Here is a 24396-nt window from a genome sequence, read left to right as displayed (position 1 = left end):
TTCGAGGATTTTATTTTGGAACAGTTTCGTGGGACAACCATTCTTTCAGTAAGGCGTGGGAACCAAGTCGTTATCGGTGGCGATGGTCAGGTTACTTTAGGTAATACCGTGATGAAAGGGAATGCGCGTAAAGTTCGTCGTCTCTATAAAGATCAGGTGATTGCCGGTTTTGCTGGAGGTACGGCGGATGCATTTACTCTTTTTGAACGTTTTGAAAGTAAGTTGGAGATGCACCAGGGGCATCTAGTACGTGCTGCGGTTGAATTAGCTAAAGATTGGCGAACCGATAGAATGTTACGCCGTCTTGAGGCTGTGCTTGCTGTCGCAGACAGTAAGTCCTCTTTGATTATTACTGGTAATGGTGATGTCATTGAGCCCGAAGAAAGTTTGATTGCAATTGGTTCTGGTGGTCCATTTGCTCAAGCTGCTGCGCGTGCCTTAATGCAAAATACTGAATTATCCGCTGTAGACATCGTTCGTAAAGCACTGACTATTGCCGGTGAGATTTGTATTTATACCAACAACAATTTAACCATAGAAGAGTTAAACAATGTCAGCAAATAATAGTATGGTAATGACTCCGCGAGAGATCGTTCAAGAATTAGATAAACACATTATTGGCCAAGATGATGCCAAAAGAGCAGTAGCTATTGCATTACGCAACCGTTGGCGCCGTATGAAGATTCAAGATGCAGCTTTGCGTAATGAAATTATGCCGAAAAACATTTTGATGATTGGACCTACTGGGGTAGGAAAAACAGAAATCGCGCGACGTTTGGCTAAATTGGCTCATGCACCTTTTATTAAAGTTGAAGCTACTAAGTTTACTGAAGTTGGTTATGTTGGCCGCGATGTCGATTCAATTTTGCGTGATTTGGCGGATATTGCGATTAAGCAAGAACGTGAATTAGCAATGAAAAAAGTCGAGCACTTGGCTGAAGAGGCAGCTGAAGAGCGCATTCTTGATGTTCTATTGCCTCCTGCTCGTGGTAGTTTAACACCCAGTGAAAAGGACAGTACAGCGCGACAAGTATTCCGTAAGCAATTACGCGAAGGCTTATTGGATGAAAATGAAATTGAAATAGAAGTTTCTGCAACTCCTGTTGGCATTGAAATTATGGCACCTCCAGGTATGGAAGAAATGACAAGCCAGCTTCAGTCTATGTTCCAACAAGTAGGAACTCATCGCACTAAAACACGTAAGATGATGATTGCAAAGGCAATGAAATTGCTACGTGAAGAAGAAGCAACCAAATTAATTAATGAAGATGACATTAAAATTCGCGCTATTGAAAGCGTAGAGCAAAATGGTATTGTTTTCATCGATGAATTGGATAAGGTTGCTAAGCGTTCTGAAAGTGGTGGTGGTGATGTTTCGCGTGAAGGGGTGCAAAGAGATCTGCTGCCTTTAGTAGAGGGAACCACTGTATCTACTAAATATGGAATGATTAAATCGGACCATATTCTCTTTATTGCTTCGGGTGCGTTCCACGTAGCTAAGCCCTCTGATTTAATTGCTGAATTGCAGGGACGTTTACCGATTCGCGTAGAGCTTTCTGCATTATCGGTTGATGATTTTGTGCGTATTCTTACCGAACCAACAGCTTCATTAACCTTGCAATATACTGCATTGATGGCAACTGAAGGTTTAACTTTGAGTTTTGATGAGTCTGGAATTCGACGTATTGCCGAGGTTGCATGGCAGGTTAATGAGCGCATGGAAAATATTGGTGCGCGTCGTTTATATACGGTTATGGAGCGCTTATTAGAGGTAGTTTCATTTGAAGCGACTGACAAATCAGGTGAATCAGTACATGTGGATAAGGTGTATGTTGATAAGAACTTAGGTCAATTGGTCGCTGATGAAGATTTGGCACGTTATATCCTCTAAGTTTCAATCAATTTTCACTCATTGGCATGAAAAACGGCCATCACCCCAGGATTTAGTGCGTCAATTCCTGGGGTGCTTCGCAATGACAACATATGATTTGAGTAACTGTTCTTCAATTTAAATCCCTCGCAGTCATTGCCAATGAAGTGAAGGAATCTAGCGCCCTGTGTTGTGGGGCCCTTAAGAAAAACTAGAAGAATTCGCTGTGCTCATGGCTTCCCGGTTGCAAGCAACCGACTACTTCGTCGCAATTAATCAGGTTGTAATTCTATAGTTTACTCATTCCCATTCTAATGTATGATCCATCTCCTAAAAGAAAATCATGGAGTTATTGATGTCTGATCCTTATATTCTCATATTGTACTATTCAAGAACTGGCTCCGTGGCTCAGTTAGCTCAATATATTGCTCGAGGAGTAGAACGAGTTTTTGGAATTGAAGCACGCTTGCGCACAGTTCCGCCAGTTTCCACAACCTGTGAAGCAATAGATAATCCGGTTCCTGATAGTGGGGCACCTTATGCAACATTAGATGATCTACGTTATTGTTTGGGATTAGCTTTGGGAAGTCCTACTCGTTTTGGAAATATGGCCGCTCCGTTGAAATATTTTCTCGATGGTACTTCAGCATTATGGCTTGCCGGAGATCTAATTGATAAACCTGCTTGTGTTTTTTCTTCATCCGCGAGTATGCACGGTGGTCAGGAAAGCACCTTATTAAGTATGATGCTACCCTTATTACATCAGGGGATGGTTCTCTTAGGAGTACCTTATTCTGAACCATCGCTAAATGATACAACAACGGGTGGAACTCCTTATGGGGTAACCCATGTTTCTGGTGTGGCTAATGATCGTGTTCTGAGTGAGGATGAAATCACGTTGGCTAAGAATTTAGGTGAGCGCTTGGCACATGCCGCTCTTAAAATGAGTAAATAAGATGAAAGTAATTTGTTTTAATGCCAATGGTATTCGTGCCGCCGCACGAAATGGGTTTTACGAGTGGTTGGCGGCTCAAAATGCTGATTTTGTCTGCATTCAAGAAACTAAGGCTCATGCAGAACAGCTAGTGCCCGAAGAACTGTTTTTCCCGCGTGATTATTTCTGTGATTATTATTCAGCGCAAAAGAAAGGCTATAGTGGGGTGGCGATTTATGCCCGCCATAAACCCACTCGTGTCGTCAAAGGCATTGGTTATGATTATTGTGATAACGAAGGACGCTACATTCAATTTGATTATCCTAAATTAAGTATTATTTCTCTTTATTTACCTTCGGGAACCAGTGGTGATGGACGCCAGGAAGTTAAATACGCATTTTTGGAGCAATTTGCAAAGCATTTATTGCAGTTAAAAAACGAAGGACGCGAATTAATTATTTGTGGGGATTATAATATCGCCCATAAAAAAATTGATTTAAAGAATTGGCGATCGAACCAGAAAAACTCTGGATTTTTACCTGAAGAGCGTGCTTGGATGGATGAGCTATTTGGCTCCATGGGTTTTGTTGATGCGTTTCGGGTACATAACCAGGAAGAAGAGCAATATACGTGGTGGTCTTATCGGAGTAGGGCCTGGGAAAAGAATGTAGGGTGGAGAATTGATTATCAGGTGATTACCCCAGGTTTAACTAAAAGTGTGGTTGATAGTCGCATATTTCGTGAAGCTCGTTTGTCTGATCATGCGCCATTCATGATTGAATATGAAGGAGATTGGTATGCTTAAATTAGCCAGTTGGAATGTCAATTCATTAAAAATTAGGCTAGAGCAGGTACTGGCTTGGATGGATTCATCGCAGATGGATATTTTGGCGGTACAGGAAACCAAATTAACGGATGAAAATTTTCCCGAATCCTCATTTACGGAAATGGGCTATCACGTAGTGTACGCAGGGCAAAAAACGTATAACGGTGTTGCTGTCATTAGTCGCTATCCTATTACGGAAGTAGTAACTGATATTCCTGCTTTGGACGATCCTCAACGACGTATTCTGGCTGTAACGGTTGCAGGGATACGCTTAATTAATTTATATGTGCCTAATGGTTCAGAGCTTACCTCAGATAAATATGAATACAAATTAAATTGGTTACAGAAAGTTAGTTCGTTCATTCAGCAACAGTTGAGTGCTTATACACAGGTTGCGGTAGTTGGGGATTTTAATATTGCACCCGAAGACCGCGATGTTCATGATCCAGCGGAATGGGAAGGCTGTGTATTGGTAAGTCCTCCTGAGCGCGAGGCTTTTTCTGGATTGCTACAACTGGGTTTGCATGACAGTTTTAGAAATTTTGAACAGCCAGAAAAAACATTTAGCTGGTGGGATTATCGTGCAGCGGGGTTTAGACGAAATAGGGGATTACGTATCGATCATGTTTTATTAAATCAAGGGTTGAATGCTTTGTGCCGTAGTTCGAATATTGATGTTGAGCCACGTAAGGCGGAAAGACCTTCGGATCATGCACCGGCTTGGGTTGAGTTGGAGGTTGAGAAAGAATAGTAGGTTGAGTCCATGGTCTAGCAAGGCATTGAGCGGTATCAGAACGCTATGTTGGGCCAGGGATCCAACCTACAAGTCATTACAAAGCCAATCCCTACAAAAAAAATAAATTTCTATGCTATAGTAAATGATTGGGCGCAGTTCCCATGCGAGCTAGCACTAGAAAAAATTGCTTTACCGAAGTTTTTCTGCTATTGTTTCGCGTCATTTGTATAGAATATGGTGCTTGGCAATAGGGTCCAGGTGGCGATATTCATTTGAACTATAAGAGAGTAGTGTTATGAAAGCAACGATTCATCCAAATTATGAAGTTGTTAAAGTTACTTGTAGCTGTGGCGAGACCTTCGAAACTCGTTCAACTTTATGTAAAGATTTAAATATTGAAGTATGTTCACAATGCCATCCTTTCTATACTGGAAAGCAAAAATTAGTTGATACTGGTGGTCGTGTTCAGAAGTTCCGTGATCGTTACAGCCAGCGTGCTGCTGCGGCTGCTGCATCAAAAGAATAGTTGTAAAGCGCGCATTTTTTGCGCGCATTTAATTTAACTTATTGAAAAATTATTATCATCATGGTAGTTTTTTGGTAAGTTGTCAGGGCTTTGACGCTCAAATCTCCTCTCAATTCGTGTTTCCTCCGCGACTTCCTCCCCGGAAATTAGAAGTTTAGTAGCTCGCTTTGCTGCTTAATTCATTCTTCGGAATAGTCGTGACAGAGCGATAATGGTTGGAGTCTTGCTCAATCCCTATTTTGTATTGGTTTTTATTTAAGAGAGTAAGTACCTTGGATAATGAAGTTTTAAAACAGTCAGCATTGGATTATCACGAGTTCCCTATTCCAGGCAAACTCAGTGTTCACCTTACTAAGCCAACTAACTCTCAGCATGATTTATCTTTGGCCTATACACCGGGCGTCGCCGCTCCAGTATTGGCTATAGCAGAAAATCCTGAAACTGCTTATCGTTATACTAACAAAGGTAATTTAGTAGCTGTAATGACTAATGGTACTGCGGTACTTGGTTTGGGTGATCTTGGTCCTCTTGCGAGTAAGCCGGTTATGGAAGGCAAGGCGGTTTTATTTAAGCGTTTTGCTGATATCGATGTATTTGATATCGAAATTGATGCCCACGACCCTCAAGCATTTATCGCTACTGCGAAAAACATTGCTCCTACCTTTGGTGGAATTAACTTAGAAGACCTTAAGGCACCAGAGTGTTTTGAAATTGAACAAGCCTTAATTGAGCAATTAAACATCCCTGTATTTCATGATGACCAACATGGCACCGCCATTGTTGTTGCAGCAGGTTTGTTAAATGCCTTAGATTTACAAAAGAAAACTTTGTCTGATGCAAAAATCGTATGTATTGGAGCCGGGGCTGCAGGTATTGCATCGATGCGTTTGCTTGCTGCGTTGGGTGCAAATAAAGAGAATATGATGCTTTTGGATACCAAAGGTGTTATTCATTCTGAGCGTACCGATCTTAATGCGTATAAATTTGCTTTTTCCCGTACTACATCCTGCCGTACTTTAGCTGATGCTTTGGTTGATGCAGATGTGTTCATCGGTGTTGCTAAGCCTAATTTATTAGATGCTGATTTATTAAATTTAATGGCACCTAATGCGGTTATTTTTGCGTTATCAAATCCTGATCCGGAAATAAGACCGGAAGTCGCTCATCAAGTTCGTAATGATCTAATCATTGCAACAGGCCGCAGTGACTATCCTAATCAGGTTAATAATGTGTTATGTTTTCCATATATTTTCCGTGGTGCATTGGATGTACGTGCAACATGCATTAACCAGGCTATGCAAATTGCAGCAGTTGAAGCAATACGCCAATTAGTGCATGAGCCGGTTCCCCAGGTAGTAAAGGATAATTACCCAGGCGTCACAGATTGGGAGTTTGGGCCTAATTATATTATTCCTAAGCCCATTGACCCTCGCTTAAAAGAGCGGGTGCCTGCAGCTGTTGCTAAAGCGGCAATTGCTAGCGGCGTAAGCCAAAAATAATCATTATTAAAATAACGGTAACTTCTTGGTAGTTATCCTGAATGCAGTATGAAGTTTACAGGATGAAGCGTTCTGCCTTATCAAATGAAGTACTTTGCTGTGCCTGGGATAATACCTTGGAGTTAATACAAAGAAAAAGCGTGATCAGCCTTTAGTAAGTGGTACGCGCTTTTACTTAACCCAATAGTTAAGGAGATGACTTTGCTTTCTGAGAATCGTAAGAATTACACCCTAATGGGGTGGTTTATTTGTGCTCTTGGGGCGGTATTCTACAGTTATGAATATTTATTAAGAATTGCGCCTAGTGCGATGGAATCAGCTTTGCGCACACACTTTGATTTATCTGCAACTGGCTTTGGGCATATTTCTTCTATTTATTACTATGCCTATGTTCCCATGCAATTACCGGTCGGCTTGTTGCTTGACCGTTATGGGCCTCGCCGTCTGTTAACGCTTGCTTGTGTTATTTGTGTGCTCGGCACCTTCTTGTTTACTGGGACTGCAAATTTTTGGGTAGCAGCTTCAGGGCGTTTCTTAGTTGGTCTAGGCTCGGCATTTGCCTTTGTTGGTGTGTTAAAGCTTGCGACGATTTGGTTACCAGAAAACCGTTTAGCGATGGTTTCTGGAATGACCGCAGCATTAGGTACTATAGGTGCCATGCTCGGTGATAACTTTTTAGAAATTTTTGTAGAAAAGTTAGGTTGGGTTAGAACGCTTAATGCGACTGCTGCTTTCGGTATTGTTTTAACGTTTATCTTATGGGCAGGTATTCAAGATAAGAAAGGACGTCATAGACAAAGTGGTACTGTTTCTTCCTTCAAAAAAGGTTTCGTTGATTTAGCAATTATTGCACGTAACAAGCAAATTTGGGTTAATGGCATGTATGGCTGTTTAGTTTATTTGCCAACTACTGTTTTTGCTGAGTTATGGGGTATTCCTTATTTAAAACATGCTCACGGTTTATCTCCTCATGCAGCAGGCCTTGCTAACTCATTGCTGTTCTTGGGTTTCACCATCGGTGCTCCATTGATGGGTTATATTTCAGATCGCTTTGAGCGTAGAAAGTTCCCCATGCTCATTGGCGCCACTGGTGCCATGATCATGATGTTAATTATTTTGTATGTTCCTGGTTTAACTGAAACCAATGTACAAATCTTAATGTTTTTATTAGGTCTATTGTATAGTGCGCAAGCAATTGTATTTGCCGTAGGACGTGAATTAAGTCCTGGCGAAGCTGCAGGTACTGCGATGGCTATTACTAATATGATCGTTATGTTAGGCGCTATGTTGTTGCAACCATTGGTTGGACATTTATTAGATTTTAGTTTTTCAGCACGAACCGAAGCTACTGGAGCTATTGTAGAAAACGTCCATAAGTTGTACACTGTGGCTGATTATCAGTTCGCACTATCAGTTATACCTTTAGGTATCTTTATTGCGGCCTTATTAACGTTCTTCTTACGAGAAACTTACGCTGTAGTAGATAAATAAATATGAATGCTAAAAAACAATTGATATTAGGTTCGTTAATCTGCTTTGTTGGGGCAGTGTTCTATTGTTATGAGTTTATCCTGCGTATTATACCAGGTGTGTTGCAGGCTGAACTCAGTATTGCTCTGGGGCATATTTCTGCAACTACATTTGGCCAAATATCGGCACTCTACTATTTTGCATATTCACCTATGCAAATGCCGGTAGGTATGCTTATGGATAGATATGGACCTAGACGATTACTTACTTTTGCATGTATTTGTTGTACTGTAGGCTCATGGATGTTCACTTTAACATCATCCATGTTTTTAGTCGGAGCCGGCCGCTTTTTAGTTGGGTTTGGCTCGTCCTTTGCTTTCGTTGGGGTTTTATCCTTGGCGTTGCATTGGCTACCTAGACGCTATTTTTCGCTTGTTGCCGGATTAATGACTACTTTAGGTATGTTAGGGCTGGTTTATGGTGAAGTAAAAATCACTGAATGGTCTCAACGTGTTGGTTGGGAACAAGTGCTGTTGTTCATTGCCATCATTGGTTCTGGCTTGAGTGTTTTGATGTTGTTGGTGGTACGTGATGGACCTACGGGGCATCAATCCAATAAACATCCCTTACCTGAGTTTTTCCATAATGTTCTTAAAGTACTAATGGCTCCTGAGGTGTGGTTAATCGGTTTTGTAGGGGCTTGTCTTTATACTTCCTTATCGGTTTTTGGGGAGTTGTGGGGTAAGACCTATTTAGAACAGGCACATCACTTAACTAAGGTCGAGGCTGCTAGAACCGTATCTGCTGTATTCTTAGGTTGGGCTGTTGGTGCTCCGATCGCGGGATATCTTTCTGACCGTACGGGAAGAAGACTATTACCTTTGGTAGTAGGGGCTATTCTTTCTCTAATTTGTATTAGCTTAGTATTGTACATGCCTGGGTTATCCTATACATCACTTAATATTTTATTGTTCTTCTATGGTGTATTTTCTGCTACAGAAATCATTGTATTTATTATGGCTAAAGAATGCAGTGGTGCTCAATTATCAGGTACGGTGTTTGCTGCAACAAATATGATTGTGACTTTAGGAGGAGTTGTTTTCCAACCCTTAGTTGGTAAGCTATTAGATACCTTTGGTGATAGTGGTATCGTGGGGGGCGAGCATATTTACACTGTTGTGGATTATCAAGTTGCCTTATCAATATTACCGATTTCTCTTTTATTAGTTACTATTCTTGCGTTCTTTATTAAGGATCATTCTGCAAATTGATTAACGCGTAGCCTGATTTCCTGTAGGTTGGATTTCTGGCCCAACATTGAGTCAGATGCGATTTCCATGTTGGGCTAAGAGCCTGAGGGATCGACTCGTTTTAATTAAGAGGAGCATGTATTATGCTCCTCTAAAATTATCTCCCAATGAGTCTCAACGTTTATTTTTTTCCTAATCAGCTGGCATCCTAGATAAAAGAAAGACAAGACCCTCCGATGTTTATAAGAGTTTGCTTGAAAATCATAATGTAATTTTAATTTCTCCGCTGAAGCCCCCGTAATCCAGGCAATGAGGCTAGCAATGGCCGCGAGTAGTAACCAAACTGTATATCGTTCTGGTTTGAAGGTGATGTTGTTATCGAAGCTAAAGCCAAATCGAGTCGACTTAGTATCTCTAAAGCTTTCTTCAATGGTCATTCTTCGTGTGTATTTAATGCGAGCGAGATTAGGGTGTTCTTTAACTTCCTCTAAAGACGTCACAAGGAACCAAGGTTCTCTCCATGAGGCACTGTATTTCCTAGAGTCCTTGCCTTGGGCAGGTTTTTTCGTTTTGGTCATTTGATAACGCCCTTTAGGCGTTCCTTTGTAAAGGACCACATGATGAAGGAGGACATTGGTTTTCGCGATAGCCCAAAATCCTAAGTAACGTGCTTTATTCGTGGCCTGGGAGAACACCGTTTTAATCGCATAAAATCCACCTCCTGCATCATACTGAGTGATTCCTCGTACACGTCCTACATAATCCCACCCCATAGCTAATACCGATTTAAACCACGGGTTTTTAAATCCGGCATCAGTAATAAGGCAGGGCTTGCTTTCTGGAGGCAATACCGATTTTAGATTGTTTAAGAAATTGCGATGGATGTGCGGATTGTTTTCTTTCGATTTAGGATGAATTTCTTCATAAAGAGTAATACCTCGACCTGGTGCAGGAAATACCGCGCGCAGTAGGCACTGCTCTTTACCCTCACAATAATATTGGCTATTTGGAATACTTGACCAATCCACAACTATATCAGGAGTTGCGGTATGTTTAAGAACTCGACTACATATACTTCGATAAATTATGAGCGATTCACGCTGATAAAACTGATTACTTAGAAAACGGTCTATTAAACGAATACCGGAACGCTCTTTCGCTTGCCCATTCAGACATCGGCCTAATTGACTTAATTGAAGCTTCTTACTCCTTATTAAGCCATTTACTATTGTAATTAAGCTTTTTAATCGTGTTTTATGAATTGATGAAGAGAATAGTTCATGTAAAATAGTGCTTACTTGCATCGTATGCCCTCAATGAGTCTTTGGTCGGAATCAATGAGATCACGTTATACGATGCAAGTCCAGACTTTTAAAAACGAGTCGATACCTCAGGCTAAGAGCCCAACCTACAATTTGTGTTTAGCTAAAAATAGCCAATAACTCTTTAACTGGCCGACGTAACTCTGTCCGACAATTAATATACCGCGATACTGGGAAGCTTTTAATATGGGCTTTGCGGTAATGATAGCGGGTAAATTCAGTATCATGATTTGATAAGATAACTGGAATGCCTTTCCCTGCAGTTTCTTTGGCTAACTCAGTCAACTCAATTTGGTCTTCTGTAGTAAATAGCTTTTGGTTATAAGGTAAGAGCTTGGTTTTTTCTGAAAGTGGCACGTAAGGTGGATCGCAATAAATTACATCCCCTCGTTCTGCTTGCTCAAAAGTCTTTCTGAAATCTTGGTGAATAAATTGGGTGCTTTGGCATTTTTCATGAAATAGCTGCATTTCTTTATACGGGAAATATGGTCTTGTATAAAGCCCAAAGGGAACATTATATATTCCTTGAGAGTTATAGCGGCATAATCCATTATAACCATGGCGGTTTAAGTACAGGAATAAGGCTGCTCTTTGTGAGGAATAGGGAGCTTGATTAAACTCACTGCGAAAAGGATAATATTTCTCTTTGCAATTAAATTCCGGGATAAAATAGCTTCGGCACCGTTCAATAAATTCATCGCCCTCTTGTTGTAGATAGGTAAAAAGATGTACTAAGTCCAGATTACTTTCTGCTAGCACGTAAGACGAATAAGCAGTATTCATAAAAATAACCCCTGAGCCGGCAAAGGGTTCAATTAAACGCTTACCAGGTGGTAGATAGGGAATAATTTTGTCTAAACAATTATATTTACTACCAGCCCATTTTAGAAACGGTCTTATTTTGATCATAATTTTATGGGGGATGAATTCAGAAGCAAGTATTGCTCATTTTGAAAAAAAAAAACAGAATTTTTACAGGAAGCCAGCATGTTTTTTTGAGTTAGTTTTAAACTTTTGAAGTTAAAGGTCGCTATTTTACTTTACGTGAATAAAATATCGCATTTAGTGGGTATTGAGCCAGAATTTAGCTGAAGTATAAACGCAGGATGAATGGCATAAAATACAGATGGTGCTTTTTGTGGGCATTTATTGTATAATTTGATCTAGATATTGGCTTAGGGGACTCTACATTATGCATTTAATCGTTTATTTTTGTGGTACTGGTGATTCGGGCTATTCATTTTCTAGAGATCATGCAACTTATTCCGAAGAGTTGAAAGAGAATAATACATATACGCTTGTGGTTAATGGTTGCCACCATCCGGAAGTATGTAATGATGGAACTATGCCGGATTTAGAGAGCTTTGCTAATCGTTTTATTAGTACAGTATTTAAAAAGAATGATGAAGGTGAAGTTGTTTTAAGTAAATCAAACTCCTCTGAGCTTGCGCAATTAGGTGTCGGCATTCAAGACCCTGAGGGTATTTGGGTAGCCGATTATCAAAAACAGGAATACGTGCAAATTCCTAATGGCCAAGAATTAGCGCCATATCAAAAGTACGTACAAAGAGTAGATAGCCAATTTAAGAAAAAGCCTGATAATAGTTTTGAAAATTTAAATGAAGCTATTGAAAGTATTACCTTTGTTGGCTACAGCCGTGGAGCGGTAACTTGTTTTCATGCTGCTCGAGCAAAAGAGAAATTGTTGTCTGATACTAATGTTCCAGTACGTATCGTTGCGGACCAGCCAGTACCTGGAACTGCTTATGCCCTTCCTGGTACCAATGCAGCAGCCATTGCTGATTGCAGCGATTTGAAGCAAGTAACAAAGGTTGATCTAACTATCGCAGCATATACAGGGGTTACTTCACTGGGTGGCATTATAGGGAAATTAAGACAACTCTTTCATAATATCTTCTTTTCCCAAGTTATACCTAAGTTGCCGAGTGATAATTGCAAGCTCAATCTTGCGGTATTGCCGCGAGCGAATCATTGGGAAGGGGAGTTGAATGGTTCACAACATTTGCATATGAATTTAACCCAACAGCTAGCGGATGAAAACTTGCTTGCTCAAAGGATAGCGGATCAAAAAAGGCAAGTAGTTGCAAATTATTACAGGAGAAATAAACCGTTATTTCCAAATGCCGGTGAGGTACAAGGTGCCTTTGGAGCTACTGTTGCAGAGCTGTATGATAATATTGACCCACGTTATCTTGCTGAGTTAAATACTAATGAATATCAAGAGTTTTTATATAAGTGGTGGCAGGCTCAGGAAACCAGCGCATCGTTATTTTCGACCAAATTAACAAAAGAATTGGATGCCATGCTTAAAAATACAGCATCTCTGGATGTTAATGAGCGGTCTTTGGAGATTTTTAAAAAAGCGGATGCTTGGCTTTTGGTAAAAGAAGGCGTTGGAAGTTCTCGGTACGAGCAAGTAATGAAATTGCGAGATAAGGTACGCGCTGTTTTAATCGAGAATAGTGTGGATGTCTTCGATTTAAACGAACGGTTGAATGATATTCATAGAGAAGCAGTTCACTCAACACGCTATTTTGAACAACGGTGGCAGCGAGAGAGTAAAGCGGCATCTTGGTTTAAAACCAAAGCCACAGTTGAATTGGATAAGGCCTTTACTGAGCATGCTAATGCGAGTGAGCCAAGTAAAGAAAATGATGAAAAATTACTGGCGGCTATTGATACTTGGTTGAAGGCTAAGATGCCACTTAATGAGAATTTTAAAAGCAGCAGCAGCCGTTTTGATCTAGTTCAGGGAATTAGAGAAGGCTTAGTGGCGGAAATAAATCAATATCCCCAGCAAGATCTGGAGCAAGAGCTGATAGCTAGTCTGTAAGTGAGAAATGTGTATGCTGGGCGCTGTAAGGCCCAGTAACTATAATTTTGAGGAGATTCTCGAGTTCTGCTTTATCTGAGAGTGAGGGGCTGCTTCAAGTCCCAATCTCGGATTATGATCTCCTAATTGTTGGTTTGTTAGCAGAATTATTTTTTACTACCCCCCCCCTCATTCAACAGTCTCGTCAAGGGTTTCGTCTATATACATTTGAAATGTCTTCCGCTGTTTTTGAGAATACCTAGGTGGAATATATTGCTTCAGCAACACTTGAGTCTGTGATATCGGTTAGACACTTAAATACCATTAAAATGACTTTAATATTCGTGTAGTTTATTTGGTTGTTTTGCTTTATTTTTTACCATTTTATTTTTTAATAAAAAAATATTCAGAAAAGCTCATTCGAAATTACATTTACACCATAACATTGTAGAGCTATTATTGATTTTTGAAACAAAAATCAAATGAGAGTAAATGAATCAGCGTGGTGGTAAAAGAACAGGGTCTGGGAGGCCCTCTGGACAAGGTAAATATGGCTTAGAGCCTACGAAAACCATACGGGTACCTATCGTTCGTGTTGCAGAAATCCATGAGTTATTAAATAACGAAGCTAAAAGTCATCGTGTGCCTATTTATTCTAGCAAAGTACAAGCTGGGTTTCCTTCTCCCGGAGATGACTACATTGAGCGATACTTAGATTTAAATCAGCAATTGATAAGACATCCGGCTGCGACGTTTGTTGTTATTGCGTCTGGTGATTCAATGACTGATGCAGGTATTCATTCTGGCGATATGTTGCTTGTTGATAAAAGTCTGGAGGCGCAGAATGGGGCAATTGTGATTGCCGCATTAAATGGGGAATTAACCGTTAAGCGTTTATCTAAAGCATTTGATAAGGTTCAGCTGCTCCCGGAAAACCCGCGTTATAAACCAATTGATATTACAGAGGGTCAAGAGCTGGTGATTTGGGGCGTTGTAACTCATGTAATTCATAGTTTTTTATAAGCTTGATTGTACCAAGATACTGCAGCAGCCATAGAGGTCTTTATTTTATGTTCGCCCTAATTGATTGTAATAATTTTTATGCGTCTTGTGAGCGTCTTTTTAGGCCTGATTTGCGGCATAAACCTATAATTGTGCTTTCAAACAATGATGGCTGTGTAATTGCGCGTTCTAATGAAGCGAAGGCTTTAGGGATTGCCATGGGGGTGCCTTATTTTAAGGTTAAAGCGCTGTGTCAACGGGCAGATGTACATGTCTTTTCATCTAATTTTGCTTTATATGGTGATTTATCACATCGGGTAATGACAACTATTGAACAGGAATGGCCTGATATTGAAATTTACTCGATTGATGAAGCTTTTCTTAATTTAAGTAGTCTCCCCAGTGAGCAGCATGATGCTTTTTGTGCGTCACTACAACGAAAAATTTTAAAAAATACAGGTATCCCTACGTCTATTGGTATTGGTAAAAGCAAAACATTGGCTAAAGCTGCTAATTATTTGTGCAAAAAGATAGTGAAGGTACCTACCTTGAATTTAGCCAATCAAGGTGAATGGTTAAAACAAATTCCTATAGGAGAGGTTTGGGGAGTTGGTCGGAAATGGAGTAAAAAATTTATCCAGCAAGGCATTTATACGGCTTATGACCTGTCTGTAATGGATATAAGTTTATTAAAAATACGCTTTAATGTGATGATTGTGCGTACGGCTATGGAATTGCGAGGAGTTTCTTGTGGCGATTTTGGACGAGATGAAGCGAGGCAAAGTATTTTATCCTCTAAAAGTTTTGGTTCTTTGCAATCAGAATATGCCGCGGTAGCGGAATCTTTAAGCAGCCATTGTGCCCGCGCTGTTGAGAAGTTACGCGAGCAGAACTCATTAGTACAGCAAATGTCCGTTTTTGTGCAAACAAATCGATTTCGGGAAGATTTAGCTCAACATTTTCAATCTATTGAACTGCGATTTCCTTATCCCACGGATGATGTGCGGACCATTACTCATTTAGCGAAACGAGGTTTATTGCAAATTTTTAAAGCAGGTCACCATTATAAAAAAACGGGTGTTTGTTTTGAGGAGTTACTTCCTAAAGCCTCCGTCCAAAAGGATTTATTTCACCAGCCTAGCGAGGAGAAGTTACAAAAGTCTGAGGATTTAATGTCAGTTCTCGATAAGATTAATCAGCGTTTTGGCCGGCATACACTTCATCTGGCAGCGGAGGGAAGCAGTAAACCTTGGGATTCGCGCATGCAATTGCGTTCCCCCTGTTATACCACGCGATGGTCCGAATTGCTTAGGGTGCATAATGGTACTTAGGTAGAATCTATTCTGAATTTAGGTTAGGCTGTAACGCAATCTATATTGTGGCTGGGGCTTGCCGCCGCTCAGCCTTTATCCTGCGCTCAAGATTTAGTTCTACATGTTTAAGGTAGTTTCTTTTAGGGTTTCAAAGTTAAACTCTGCATTTAATAAATCCAATGAGGCTAATGTCTTTTTAAGCATAGAGGTCAATGGGCTTGTTGTTATTGTATTCCAAATAGGGTGTTTTCTTGCAAAAAGAGCATCTGCTTGATCGATTAGATTCGATGTTTTTTGATAAAAATCATTTAGTTCGTCCAGACTTGAGGCGCGTAACAATTGTTCGAAGAGGAGCTTATATTCCTCTTTTAACGTTGTTTCTTTTTTGGAAATAGGGTTTGGGGGATTATTGGCATAATCATTGAAATATTTTTCTAAGGTTGGATGAATATTATTGAGCATGCGCGCAAAGTACATGCGTTGGGTGATTTGTAAGAATGCCGCATCAACATTATTTTTTTTAAGCCCCGATGTTTCTAAATAGGCAATGCCTAGTTTTTGAGCCAGCTGCTGAGCTTGCTCCTTTGAGACCATACGCTTTTGTGTTAAATCAGATTTACACGCAATGAGCATGATAGGGAGGTTCGGTTGTGCTTCCCGCAGTTTTTCGACGTAGCTGTTGATCTTTATCAATGAAAATGGATTCGTTACATCAAAGCAGACTAGAGCGCCATTGGCATCAGGAAGGTATCTTCTAACCAGATGCCAAAGGCTTGGCTCTCCTCCCGCATCCCAAATTTTTAAATCAAGGTGCTTGTTAAAAAGAAAGAGCGAGCGTATTTTTTGATCAACACCGCAGGTTGCATAATAGCAATCAGGGTCAAGCTCCTCGACAAATTTTTGCAACAAAGTTGTTTTTCCAACAGCGCGATCACCAAGGAGCAGGAGCTTAAAAAAACTATTCAGTTCTTGTTTTTGCTGCATAGTACACCTCACATCTATTTGTACAGTTTATTACCGAGCAATAACCGCCGCGGTCATTCGCACAATGCAAGTTTTTTTCCCGGCCTCGTTACAAATAATAACTTCCCAAACTTGAGTTGTCTTGCCGATATGAATGGGGGTGGTTACTGCGGTAACGGTACCTTCTTTGACCGCACGTAAATGATTGGCATTAATTTCCAGCCCGACGCAGTAATAGTGTTGTAAGTCAACCACTCCATTAGCGGCAGTACTGGCAATGGTTTCAGCTAAGGCAACATTTGCTCCACCATGCAGAAGGCCGAGCGGCTGTTTAGTCCGTTCGGTTACCGGCATAGTAGCCTTTAAAAAATTATCCCCTATTTCAGTGAATTGAATACCAAGAAATTCAGACATGGTATTTTTTCCGAATTCATTCAGCTTTTCGAGAGAAACTTCTTTAAACCAAATAGCCATTTTGATCTCCTTTCTTCCTTAAGATAAGATAAACTGTATTATAGATAAAACCAATAAGAATCTTTTATGAATAATCAATCCTGCATGCATTGTTTTGTTTCAGGTAAGGTGCAAGGGGTTTGGTATCGTGCCTCGACGAAAGAACAAGCAGTACAGTTAGGAATCAATGGGTGGGCTCGTAATTTGCCTGATGGTCGCGTAGAGGTTTTTGCTTGCGGAGCACAGGACAAATTAGAACAGTTATATCTTTGGCTTCAGGAAGGGCCACGCTTGGCTATTGTTAATGATTGCTCTCGTGAGGATTTGCCTTGGGAAGAGTATGTGGGGTTTGATACTTTCTAGCGTATCTTAAATCATGTCCACAAATTACCGCGGCTTAGCCACGGTAATCCAAATAATAAAAACAAAATGTATTTCTACCGCAAAGCAATTCCGGCAATATCCACGAAATACACATTTTGGCTGGCTAAGCCGATTTCATGTTTATTGACGATAAACCACAATGCTTTTTGGGTTTGATAGATATTGCGAATAGAAAAGCCATTATCCCAGCAGGAGTCTGGTTTTTGTTTTAAAGTGAGTTTGTTGACTCCATTGAACCAAAACTCCAGATCAATGGAATTCGGATTATCTGAGCAATATTCAGAGGGAATACTTTTTACCGTGAATTTTTTGGTGCCTCCATTGATAATGTCAACCCAACCGGCAACCGAATCTTGGCGATTATCAGTAATCGCCATATGTGCTTCGGAGATGTATTGGTTTTCTATATCAATCTCATATTCTTTTAAAATAGAGCTGTTCTTTTCCAGAAGGTGATCAACCAGATCGGCAAGTTCTTTTTCACCACCGTCCATCCGATAAGCGCCATCTTGAAATAAGGGCTCTTCAATTCCAGCTTTTTTAATAATTAAGCTTGCAAAAGGAGCATGTGAGGAGGGGCCGAAATGGGTCAGCATAAACGCTGCGACTGTCCCTTCTCGAGTGGTGCCAACAACCGCATAGCGGGCAATAGATGGTGGAGCGGCATAAGCCTGATTAAATAAGAGAAATAAAACTAATAATAAATAAAATCGTATAACTTGAATCATATATCATCCATAACTGATAATCCGACGAGACCAACCTTGAATTTTAGCCATTATCGTCATGAGGTCAAGAGTGATGTTTTTTCCATTTTGATTAAAAAAGCTAAATTTGTCTATAATTAATACACAATTGTTTTTTTAATGGAATTATTATGGTTAACCAAGTTATTCAAAAAAATGTGGATATTTATCAGTACCCCAAAGAATTTGAAGGAAACTCAGGTTCTGTGACCATTGGGGATCTGCACGGAAATGCCGTTAAATTACTGCATTTTGCACTACGCCATAATATTGTTCAATTTAAAGCAAACGTAGAAAACCCAGAGCAAAGCTACGCGAGCTTTGTTGATGTTTACGACAAAATGGGGGCTGCGGTTGAGACCATAAAAAATAGCGAATTCACTATAAAATCAAAACAAGATTTAATAGAGAAGCATCAGCAAAAGATAGCTCGGCATGAAGAATTGTCTGCTAAGGACTCGCGGACACAAGAAGAAGAGAAAGAGTTGGCCTCTATAAATCCAGAGCAATTGAAAGGATTTATAACTGAGAAGGTGGAGCTAATTGCTGCCGCAAAAGAAGCAATAGATGCTAGCAAGAAGATGTTACCTGATCTTGTTAAGGAATTTCATCAGTTTTTAGGCCAAATTGAAGTTCGCGATAAAAATGCGATAGTCCGCCTTATAGGTGATGAGCTTGCCGACCGTGGTAGTAATGACTATTTTACTCTGCGTTTTTTGGAGTTATTAAGTGATAATGGCGTTAAAGTAAATATTACTATTTCCAATCACAGTAATGAATTTGTTACAGCATATGAGAACCTATTTAAGAATCAGGGGCTTAAAGCAAAAAATGATGTTACTGACCCGGATAAGCTATCTTTTCTTGGTTTGAAAGTTTTGGTTGAAGAGGGCGTTGTTGAAGAGTCTGATATCACCGAGATAGTAGAGAGGGTATATAAACCATCATTAAAAGTCATTGATTATACGTTGAGCGAAGACGGAATTAATTTATTTACACATGCGCCTGTGCGTTTTGAGATTATTCAACATGTGGCTAACTCATTGGGAGTAGTTTACGATGATTCAACCAAGGAAGCACTCGCTGCAACCATTGATAAGATCAATGTTAAATTTAGCCAGGCGGTGGCAGAAAATCGCATTAACGAATTATGTGATACTTCCAATATCGGAAGACTAGAGAATTTAACACCTGAAGAAATGGCTGCCTCACCCTTAGTTAATGTGATATGGAATAGATGGTCAGCAGCAGCGGATACAGACGATGCTCGACCCAGCGAAAAAAATGGATACAAAATTGGTTATAATCATGGCCATGATCCTTATCAAAGTAAGTATGCTCATGTAAATAACTTGGATACTTCATGTGGTAAAGGGGCTCCAAGGCAAATTTCAAAAAAATTAGAGGAAGCACAAGCTGCAGTGGATTCACCAACAGAATCTCCTGAGACTAGGAAAGCTGCTCAAGGCTATATTGATGGAGTAAATTGTTACAAGGTACTCGATTCTGATGAAAAAAGTGTAGACCATCAGTTTACCCCAGAAGCAATTGATAAAGAGTTTAAACAAAAGAACCAATCCTTTTTTGGGGCATTGTTTGATAAAGTGGCCCAAGTAGCTAAGAGTGTGGTTGATGGTGTTAAGGGCATATGGAATGGCATCAAAGAAACGGTTTCGAACTTGGTTAACCCTGGCGCCAAAGAAAAGCCACTTCAGGAGGCTTTGGGGAAAATGAGGCAAGAGGTTCAAGTATACGAGGCTAAAAGAAATAAACTGGAGTTGTTTGTAAATAATGTAACTGAGGGAGCATATTCCTCTGCGGATATTAAAGCAGATATGGCTCTTATGAAACAGGCTGCTGAGAATATACAAAAGATGACTATGCCTCCAGGAATGGAGGCATACGCAAAACAATATGAGTTTGCAAAGGATCTAAGTAAATTAAATTGGACGGCGTATTCTGATTGCGACAAAATTCAAAAAGGTGAGTTAACGCATAACGATTTATTTACGCGGGTGGATGAGGCCTTAAAGAAAATAGCAACACAAAAAAATCAGGAGCCCTCAACTTGGGTTCGTGCTCAGCCTCACGAACACCACGATTTAGTGGTAAATGGGACACCGGGTAGCACCATCGACGTTTCTCATGAGGTTAAAGACACATTAAATATACATAAAGGGACTGGTGGTATAAAAGTTGATGATGAAGGCGAGCAGGAGAGAGTGTCACTAAGTAACCCCTAATCCTACGGAAAGGCAGTTGGCTTCTATCAGAATGCCAACTGCTTTGGGATAGCTGCTATGGATTCAAATTTTGTCACTATATTTTTAGGCTTTATTGAGGGATTTGGTTTAATTATTTCCCCATGCATTTTACCCATTTTACCGGTATTTCTTGCTACTTCACTGACAGGTTCTAAAAAGCGGCCTGTGGGTATGATCGCAGGTTTTACTTTATTTTTTGCTCTATTAATTTTTTTTTCGCGTCAGTTAGCGCATTATTTTGGAATTAATTTTGAGCTCATGCGCACCCTTGGTTATCTTATTCTGTTGTGTCTTGGCCTGATTATGCTTTCAGATTATTTAACCGAACAATTCAGCAGGATTACCCAAAAATTTGCTCAGGCAGGTTCGACTTTTTCTTCTTTGAATAAGGCCGAAGGAGGCTTTTTAAATGGGATTCTTTTGGGTGGGTTGATCGCCATTATTTGGACTCCCTGCGCAGGCCCCATTTTGGCTGCCATTATTGTACAAACTGTAGTACAAAAAACGACGCTGCTGAGCTTTTTCACTTTGTTGGCTTTTGCTTTAGGGGCCGTTATCCCTATGTTTATTATTTCCCTCTATGGGAAAAAAATAATAGGTGCTTTTACATTTTTTAAAACGCGCGCAGCATTGTTTCGTAAATTACTAGGTGCAATTGTGATTGCCAGCGTGGTGTATATGGTTTATTTCGAAAATACGTCCGCATCATCGACCACCGCACAGACTGGAGTTAAAACGTCTAATGCTTTAATTGATGGCCTATGGCGCCCATATCCGGCTCCACAGATTGATGGAATTACCACCTGGATCAATTCAGTCCCCTTGCAGTTAAATGATTTGCAAGGAAAGGTCGTGTTGGTTGATTTTTGGACCTATTCTTGCATCAATTGTTTGCGTACTTTGCCCTATATTAAAGCTTGGTATAACCGATACCATGACAAAGGCTTGGTTATTGTTGGGATACATACGCCTGAATTTGATTTTGAAAAGGATGTGGGAAATGTCCGTGCCGCGGTTCAACGAAATGATATTCGGTATCCGATTGCACTTGATAATCAGTATGGCACTTGGATTAATTTTAAAAACCATTATTGGCCTGCTCATTATTTAATAAATAAAAAAGGAGAAGTGGTTTATGAGCATTTTGGTGAAGGGGATTATGACATTACGGAGAATAATATTCGTTATTTATTAGGTATTAACGAATTGACTACCTTTAAAAATGGGCCCGCACAAATCGCCTATACATCCCAAACGCCAGAAACTTATTTAGGATATGAACGCGCAGATTCTAATTTTAGTCCTAAACTAATAAAGGATAAGGTTGTTCAATATCAATTTCCGTCGCAATTAGCCGAGAATAGTTGGGCTTTAGACGGAGCATGGCAAGTTAATGCAGATAGCATTACCGCTGCAAAAGCAGCGGCTGCATTGAAAATACACTTTAATGCCCGTAAGGTATTTTTAGTTATGGGAACGAATACTGGCAAAGCAATTAAAGTAAATGTAGTGCTTAACCATAATCTGGTAAAAAGTATTTTAGTTGATAAATATTCAATTTATGAGGCACTAAGCCAAGCACAATTTTCTAGCGGTGATTTAGAAATTATTGCTACAGAACCGGGAATTAAAATATATACGTTTACGTTTGGTAGTTGATTATTTAAGGAAGATGCTTATGCCTCATATCAAAGTTAATGATATTTCAATGTATTATGAAACTCATGGCCAGGGAGAGCCCCTGGTATTCATAGGTGGATTTACTGCAGATCATGTTGTATGGAATGCGACAGTAGGTTATTTCAAGGATTATCAGGTTATTTTATTTGATAATCGAGGGGCAGGGCAAACCGATGCACCTGAGGGCCCATACAGTATCGAGCAAATGGCGGACGATGTTGCCGCGTTGTGTGAGTCATTAGGGATTTTGCGCGCGCATTTTGTGGGTAATTCCATGGGGGGCTTTATTTTGCAAACGCTGATGATGCGTCATCGTGATTTAGTAAAATCAGCGACACTTTCTAACTCTGTTCTAACTCCTCGTGCACCATTTCAAATTTATCTGGAGGCATTTCGTGAATTACGGAAAAGCAATGTCGCAGAAGAAATTCTAATCAAAATAGCCTGCAGTTGGTTTTTTTCTTATCAGTTTCTCGCTCAGCCTGGAATGCTGGAGGTCTTAATACAGATGGGAGTGAAAAACCCATATCCAGTTACTGAGAAAGGTTTTGAAGCACAGTACGCTGCGTTAGATAAATTTGATTCAAGTTCTTGGGCCCAGAAAATTAATGTGCCAACGCTGGTTTTGGCAGGCGATCAAGATTTGGTCTTTCGGGAGAGGTTGGTAAAACAGCTTGCGGCGTACATTCCCAATGCACGGTATTACTGTTTTTCTGAGTGTGGTCATTTGCCGCAAATAGAATATCCAGAAAAATTTGCCGAGTTTGTGGATATTTTTATTAAAAGCTTGGATTAAGGAGTTAATCGTAGCGGTTGTTAAGCCTTTCGTGGTCCACCAATTTGTTTGGGTTATATTGCAAAATGCTTTTGATTTCCGCAGCTTGACCGCGGGAGCAAATCTTATTTGCTATATTTAATGTATAACATAAAAAGTCGAAGAATAATTCGAATTAGGATGAGCTATATGTCTCCACGTGAACGCTTAATGTTAAAAAAATATGACTTAGAGATTGTACACGATGAATTAGATAATTTAGATCCACTATCCTATGCGGCAAAGCACGGTGTCATTGAGTTTATCGAAGCGACTTTATTGAACCTAAGCCCTGAAAAGCTTAAATTAATAATAAATCAGGCTAATGTTTATGGTTTAAGCGCTCTTCATTTTGCTTGTAGATATGGGCAAATTGAAATAGTTACCTTGCTGCGTGCTTATGGTGCCTTAAGTCAGCCAACAAAGAGTTTAGGATTGTTTCCTGTTCATATGATCTTTCGTGACCAAAATGATGAAGCGAAAAGTTTAGCACTTCTTTTGCTCTTCCCCACAAAAGATATTTCGGAAAAAACATTTTTAAATGAAAGTGTTGCTCATATGGCTGCATCTAAAAACTTTGTCTCTATTCTACAAATTCTTAAAGGCATTGATCCGCATCTTTTAAATGGTAAAGATAATTTTTCGATGACTCCTTTATTAACGGCGGTGACGCATAATCAAATTGAGGCAGCAAAATATTTATTAGAAGCTAGTGATTTTAATCAAAAAAATAGTAAATCACAGAATGCTCTTCATATTGCGGCTAAAAGCTCTAATACCAAGATGTTTGAGTTATTATTACCTTATTTTGATGTTGCTCTTCTTGATGGGGAGGGGAACACTGCTCTTGATCTGGTAAAAGCTACTCAACAGAAAGAGAAAGAAAATTTAATGAATCAATTTTCATATATAGCGACGCAGCATCTGCCGCCTATGTGAATAAGGGTAACTACTTTCCTGAACTCCTGTGACCAAGCTGCGGGAGTTCAGTTATGCATTGTGTAGTGTGCAGGAATCCTTGTCGTAAAACGTTCAGTGTTTTCTTAGGTCCTCTGAGTAGTTGTTTCTTTTTTAGCAATAAAAATAGTTTTAGTCACTTCAGCAACGATCTCACCGGCTTCATTAGTAATCTCGACCAAAAATTCAGGCTGAATCTTTTTCTTTTCTTCTACTTCTTGGCGAATTTTCTCAACCTGTTCTAAGGTGAGTGAAAATTTGGCATAAATTGTACCTTTAGCGGGTATTTTATAACGTATTGAAGCGGATTTATCCCAGACGATATATCCTTTACCCAATAATTGCATAAACATCAGCATGTAAAAGGGATCCGTCATGGAATACATCGAGCCACCGTAGTGGGTACCTACATAATTTTTATTCCAAAAGCGCATTTTCATCTGTACAACAATGTTGGTGAAATCCGGGCTAAAACTTTTTACACTGATCCCGGCTCCCCAAAAAGGTGGCCATATCCACATCAGTTTTAATATGGTTGAAAATTTCATAACGTA

General features: G+C 39.9%; 23 protein-coding genes. 17 read left to right on the top strand and 6 right to left on the bottom strand.

Features of this window, described 5'->3' with window-relative positions:
* Positions 1-15 precede the first annotated feature (15 nt).
* The 9 genes from hslV to J2N86_RS12065 all read left to right on the top strand — a co-directional run bounded on the left by hslV (position 16) and on the right by J2N86_RS12065 (position 9132).
* The gene (gene hslV, locus J2N86_RS12105; RefSeq protein WP_133135901.1) at positions 16-564 is read left to right on the top strand and encodes an ATP-dependent protease subunit HslV; all 549 of its coding nucleotides are present in this window, start codon (positions 16-18) and stop codon (positions 562-564) included.
* A gap of 4 nt (positions 565-568) precedes the next feature.
* Positions 569-1891 carry an ATP-dependent protease ATPase subunit HslU gene (hslU, locus tag J2N86_RS12100; RefSeq protein ID WP_252582450.1) on the top strand — a complete coding sequence of 441 codons (1323 nt, stop codon included), beginning with the start codon at positions 569-571 and terminating at the stop codon, positions 1889-1891.
* A gap of 334 nt (positions 1892-2225) precedes the next feature.
* Complete coding sequence (gene wrbA / locus J2N86_RS12095) at positions 2226-2825, top strand: NAD(P)H:quinone oxidoreductase (RefSeq protein WP_252579718.1); 600 nt, start codon at positions 2226-2228, stop codon at positions 2823-2825.
* A 1-nt stretch (position 2826) separates the two neighbouring features.
* On the top strand, positions 2827-3609 hold the full coding sequence (locus J2N86_RS12090; protein ID WP_252579717.1) for an exodeoxyribonuclease III: 783 nt from the start codon (positions 2827-2829) through the stop codon (positions 3607-3609).
* A complete protein-coding gene (gene xth, locus J2N86_RS12085) occupies positions 3602-4381 on the top strand; it encodes an exodeoxyribonuclease III (protein WP_252579716.1) in 780 nt (259 codons plus the stop codon). The genes J2N86_RS12090 and xth overlap by 8 nt, the downstream gene beginning before the upstream one ends.
* Before the next feature lie 280 nt (positions 4382-4661).
* Positions 4662-4892: a 50S ribosomal protein L31 gene (gene rpmE, locus J2N86_RS12080; protein WP_252579715.1), complete on the top strand. Its 231-nt coding sequence runs from the start codon at positions 4662-4664 to the stop codon at positions 4890-4892.
* A gap of 272 nt (positions 4893-5164) precedes the next feature.
* On the top strand, positions 5165-6391 hold the full coding sequence (locus tag J2N86_RS12075) for a malic enzyme-like NAD(P)-binding protein (protein ID WP_252579714.1): 1227 nt from the start codon (positions 5165-5167) through the stop codon (positions 6389-6391).
* Between the two features lie 201 nt (positions 6392-6592).
* Positions 6593-7882, top strand: a complete 1290-nt coding sequence (locus J2N86_RS12070; RefSeq protein ID WP_322790902.1) for an MFS transporter — start codon at positions 6593-6595, stop codon at positions 7880-7882.
* Positions 7883-7884: 2 nt separating this feature from the next.
* Entirely contained in the window at positions 7885-9132 is a 1248-nt protein-coding gene (locus J2N86_RS12065; RefSeq protein WP_252579712.1) for an MFS transporter, read from the top strand.
* 104 nt (positions 9133-9236) lie between these two features.
* Here the strand turns inward: J2N86_RS12065 and J2N86_RS12060 are convergent, their stop codons facing one another.
* Positions 9237-10415 carry an IS4 family transposase gene (locus J2N86_RS12060; protein ID WP_252579711.1) on the bottom strand — a complete coding sequence of 393 codons (1179 nt, stop codon included), beginning with the start codon at positions 10413-10415 and terminating at the stop codon, positions 9237-9239.
* A 117-nt stretch (positions 10416-10532) separates the two neighbouring features.
* Positions 10533-11342, bottom strand: a complete 810-nt coding sequence (locus tag J2N86_RS12055; protein ID WP_252579710.1) for a Dam family site-specific DNA-(adenine-N6)-methyltransferase — start codon at positions 11340-11342, stop codon at positions 10533-10535.
* A 283-nt stretch (positions 11343-11625) separates the two neighbouring features.
* On the opposite strand from J2N86_RS12055, the gene J2N86_RS12050 reads away from it, so the two are divergent.
* The 3 genes from J2N86_RS12050 to J2N86_RS12040 all read left to right on the top strand — a co-directional run bounded on the left by J2N86_RS12050 (position 11626) and on the right by J2N86_RS12040 (position 15599).
* Positions 11626-13287, top strand: a complete 1662-nt coding sequence (locus J2N86_RS12050) for a hypothetical protein (protein ID WP_252579709.1) — start codon at positions 11626-11628, stop codon at positions 13285-13287.
* 471 nt (positions 13288-13758) lie between these two features.
* Entirely contained in the window at positions 13759-14289 is a 531-nt protein-coding gene (locus J2N86_RS12045; RefSeq protein WP_252579708.1) for a LexA family protein, read from the top strand.
* Positions 14290-14336: 47 nt separating this feature from the next.
* Complete coding sequence (locus tag J2N86_RS12040) at positions 14337-15599, top strand: Y-family DNA polymerase (RefSeq protein ID WP_252579707.1); 1263 nt, start codon at positions 14337-14339, stop codon at positions 15597-15599.
* A gap of 99 nt (positions 15600-15698) precedes the next feature.
* Here J2N86_RS12040 and J2N86_RS12035 read toward each other — a convergent pair whose 3' ends face one another.
* A complete protein-coding gene (locus J2N86_RS12035) occupies positions 15699-16565 on the bottom strand; it encodes a GTP-binding protein (protein ID WP_252579706.1) in 867 nt (288 codons plus the stop codon).
* A 30-nt stretch (positions 16566-16595) separates the two neighbouring features.
* Complete coding sequence (locus J2N86_RS12030; RefSeq protein ID WP_252579705.1) at positions 16596-17018, bottom strand: hotdog fold thioesterase; 423 nt, start codon at positions 17016-17018, stop codon at positions 16596-16598.
* 66 nt (positions 17019-17084) lie between these two features.
* Here J2N86_RS12030 and J2N86_RS12025 point away from each other — a divergent pair, with 66 nt between their 5' ends.
* Entirely contained in the window at positions 17085-17360 is a 276-nt protein-coding gene (locus tag J2N86_RS12025) for an acylphosphatase (RefSeq protein ID WP_252579704.1), read from the top strand.
* 74 nt (positions 17361-17434) lie between these two features.
* Here the strand turns inward: J2N86_RS12025 and J2N86_RS12020 are convergent, their stop codons facing one another.
* Positions 17435-18109 (bottom strand): hypothetical protein, encoded by a 675-nt coding sequence (locus tag J2N86_RS12020; RefSeq protein WP_252579703.1) that lies wholly within the window; start codon positions 18107-18109, stop codon positions 17435-17437.
* Positions 18110-18258: 149 nt separating this feature from the next.
* On the opposite strand from J2N86_RS12020, the gene wip reads away from it, so the two are divergent.
* The 4 genes from wip (at position 18259) to J2N86_RS12000 (ending at position 23824) form a co-directional block, all read left to right on the top strand.
* The gene (gene wip / locus J2N86_RS12015; protein WP_252579702.1) at positions 18259-20370 is read left to right on the top strand and encodes a Dot/Icm T4SS effector Wip; all 2112 of its coding nucleotides are present in this window, start codon (positions 18259-18261) and stop codon (positions 20368-20370) included.
* 57 nt (positions 20371-20427) lie between these two features.
* Positions 20428-22050: a cytochrome c biogenesis protein DipZ gene (locus J2N86_RS12010; protein WP_252579701.1), complete on the top strand. Its 1623-nt coding sequence runs from the start codon at positions 20428-20430 to the stop codon at positions 22048-22050.
* A gap of 19 nt (positions 22051-22069) precedes the next feature.
* On the top strand, positions 22070-22867 hold the full coding sequence (locus tag J2N86_RS12005) for an alpha/beta fold hydrolase (protein WP_252579700.1): 798 nt from the start codon (positions 22070-22072) through the stop codon (positions 22865-22867).
* Positions 22868-23056: 189 nt separating this feature from the next.
* Entirely contained in the window at positions 23057-23824 is a 768-nt protein-coding gene (locus J2N86_RS12000; protein ID WP_252579699.1) for an ankyrin repeat domain-containing protein, read from the top strand.
* 104 nt (positions 23825-23928) lie between these two features.
* On the opposite strand, the gene J2N86_RS11995 is transcribed toward J2N86_RS12000, so the two are convergent.
* Entirely contained in the window at positions 23929-24390 is a 462-nt protein-coding gene (locus J2N86_RS11995; RefSeq protein WP_252579698.1) for a DUF4442 domain-containing protein, read from the bottom strand.
* Positions 24391-24396 lie beyond the last annotated feature (6 nt).

Origin of the sequence: Legionella lytica, assembly GCF_023921225.1 — a bacterium.
Taxonomy (GTDB): Bacteria; Pseudomonadota; Gammaproteobacteria; order Legionellales; family Legionellaceae; genus Legionella; species Legionella lytica.
This window is presented reverse-complemented; position numbering and strand designations above follow the sequence as displayed.

Bases quoted from the DNA above. Each gene is read 5' to 3' on its own strand.
- wrbA (WP_252579718.1), top strand. From the start codon at position 2,226: ATGTCTGATCCTTATATTCTCATATTGTACTATTCAAGAACTGGCTCC.
- J2N86_RS12030 (WP_252579705.1), bottom strand. From the start codon at position 17,018: ATGGCTATTTGGTTTAAAGAAGTTTCTCTCGAAAAGCTGAATGAATTC.
- J2N86_RS12020 (WP_252579703.1), bottom strand. From the start codon at position 18,109: ATGATTCAAGTTATACGATTTTATTTATTATTAGTTTTATTTCTCTTA.
- J2N86_RS12050 (WP_252579709.1), top strand. From the start codon at position 11,626: ATGCATTTAATCGTTTATTTTTGTGGTACTGGTGATTCGGGCTATTCA.
- J2N86_RS12055 (WP_252579710.1), bottom strand. From the start codon at position 11,342: ATGATCAAAATAAGACCGTTTCTAAAATGGGCTGGTAGTAAATATAAT.
- J2N86_RS12060 (WP_252579711.1), bottom strand. From the start codon at position 10,415: ATGCAAGTAAGCACTATTTTACATGAACTATTCTCTTCATCAATTCAT.
- J2N86_RS12010 (WP_252579701.1), top strand. From the start codon at position 20,428: ATGGATTCAAATTTTGTCACTATATTTTTAGGCTTTATTGAGGGATTT.
- J2N86_RS12000 (WP_252579699.1), top strand. From the start codon at position 23,057: ATGTTAAAAAAATATGACTTAGAGATTGTACACGATGAATTAGATAAT.
- J2N86_RS12065 (WP_252579712.1), top strand. From the start codon at position 7,885: ATGAATGCTAAAAAACAATTGATATTAGGTTCGTTAATCTGCTTTGTT.
- J2N86_RS12040 (WP_252579707.1), top strand. From the start codon at position 14,337: ATGTTCGCCCTAATTGATTGTAATAATTTTTATGCGTCTTGTGAGCGT.
- xth (WP_252579716.1), top strand. From the start codon at position 3,602: ATGCTTAAATTAGCCAGTTGGAATGTCAATTCATTAAAAATTAGGCTA.
- J2N86_RS12035 (WP_252579706.1), bottom strand. From the start codon at position 16,565: ATGCAGCAAAAACAAGAACTGAATAGTTTTTTTAAGCTCCTGCTCCTT.
- J2N86_RS12005 (WP_252579700.1), top strand. From the start codon at position 22,070: ATGCCTCATATCAAAGTTAATGATATTTCAATGTATTATGAAACTCAT.
- rpmE (WP_252579715.1), top strand. From the start codon at position 4,662: ATGAAAGCAACGATTCATCCAAATTATGAAGTTGTTAAAGTTACTTGT.
- J2N86_RS12090 (WP_252579717.1), top strand. From the start codon at position 2,827: ATGAAAGTAATTTGTTTTAATGCCAATGGTATTCGTGCCGCCGCACGA.
- wip (WP_252579702.1), top strand. From the start codon at position 18,259: ATGGTTAACCAAGTTATTCAAAAAAATGTGGATATTTATCAGTACCCC.
- J2N86_RS12045 (WP_252579708.1), top strand. From the start codon at position 13,759: ATGAATCAGCGTGGTGGTAAAAGAACAGGGTCTGGGAGGCCCTCTGGA.
- J2N86_RS11995 (WP_252579698.1), bottom strand. From the start codon at position 24,390: ATGAAATTTTCAACCATATTAAAACTGATGTGGATATGGCCACCTTTT.
- J2N86_RS12025 (WP_252579704.1), top strand. From the start codon at position 17,085: ATGAATAATCAATCCTGCATGCATTGTTTTGTTTCAGGTAAGGTGCAA.
- hslU (WP_252582450.1), top strand. From the start codon at position 569: ATGGTAATGACTCCGCGAGAGATCGTTCAAGAATTAGATAAACACATT.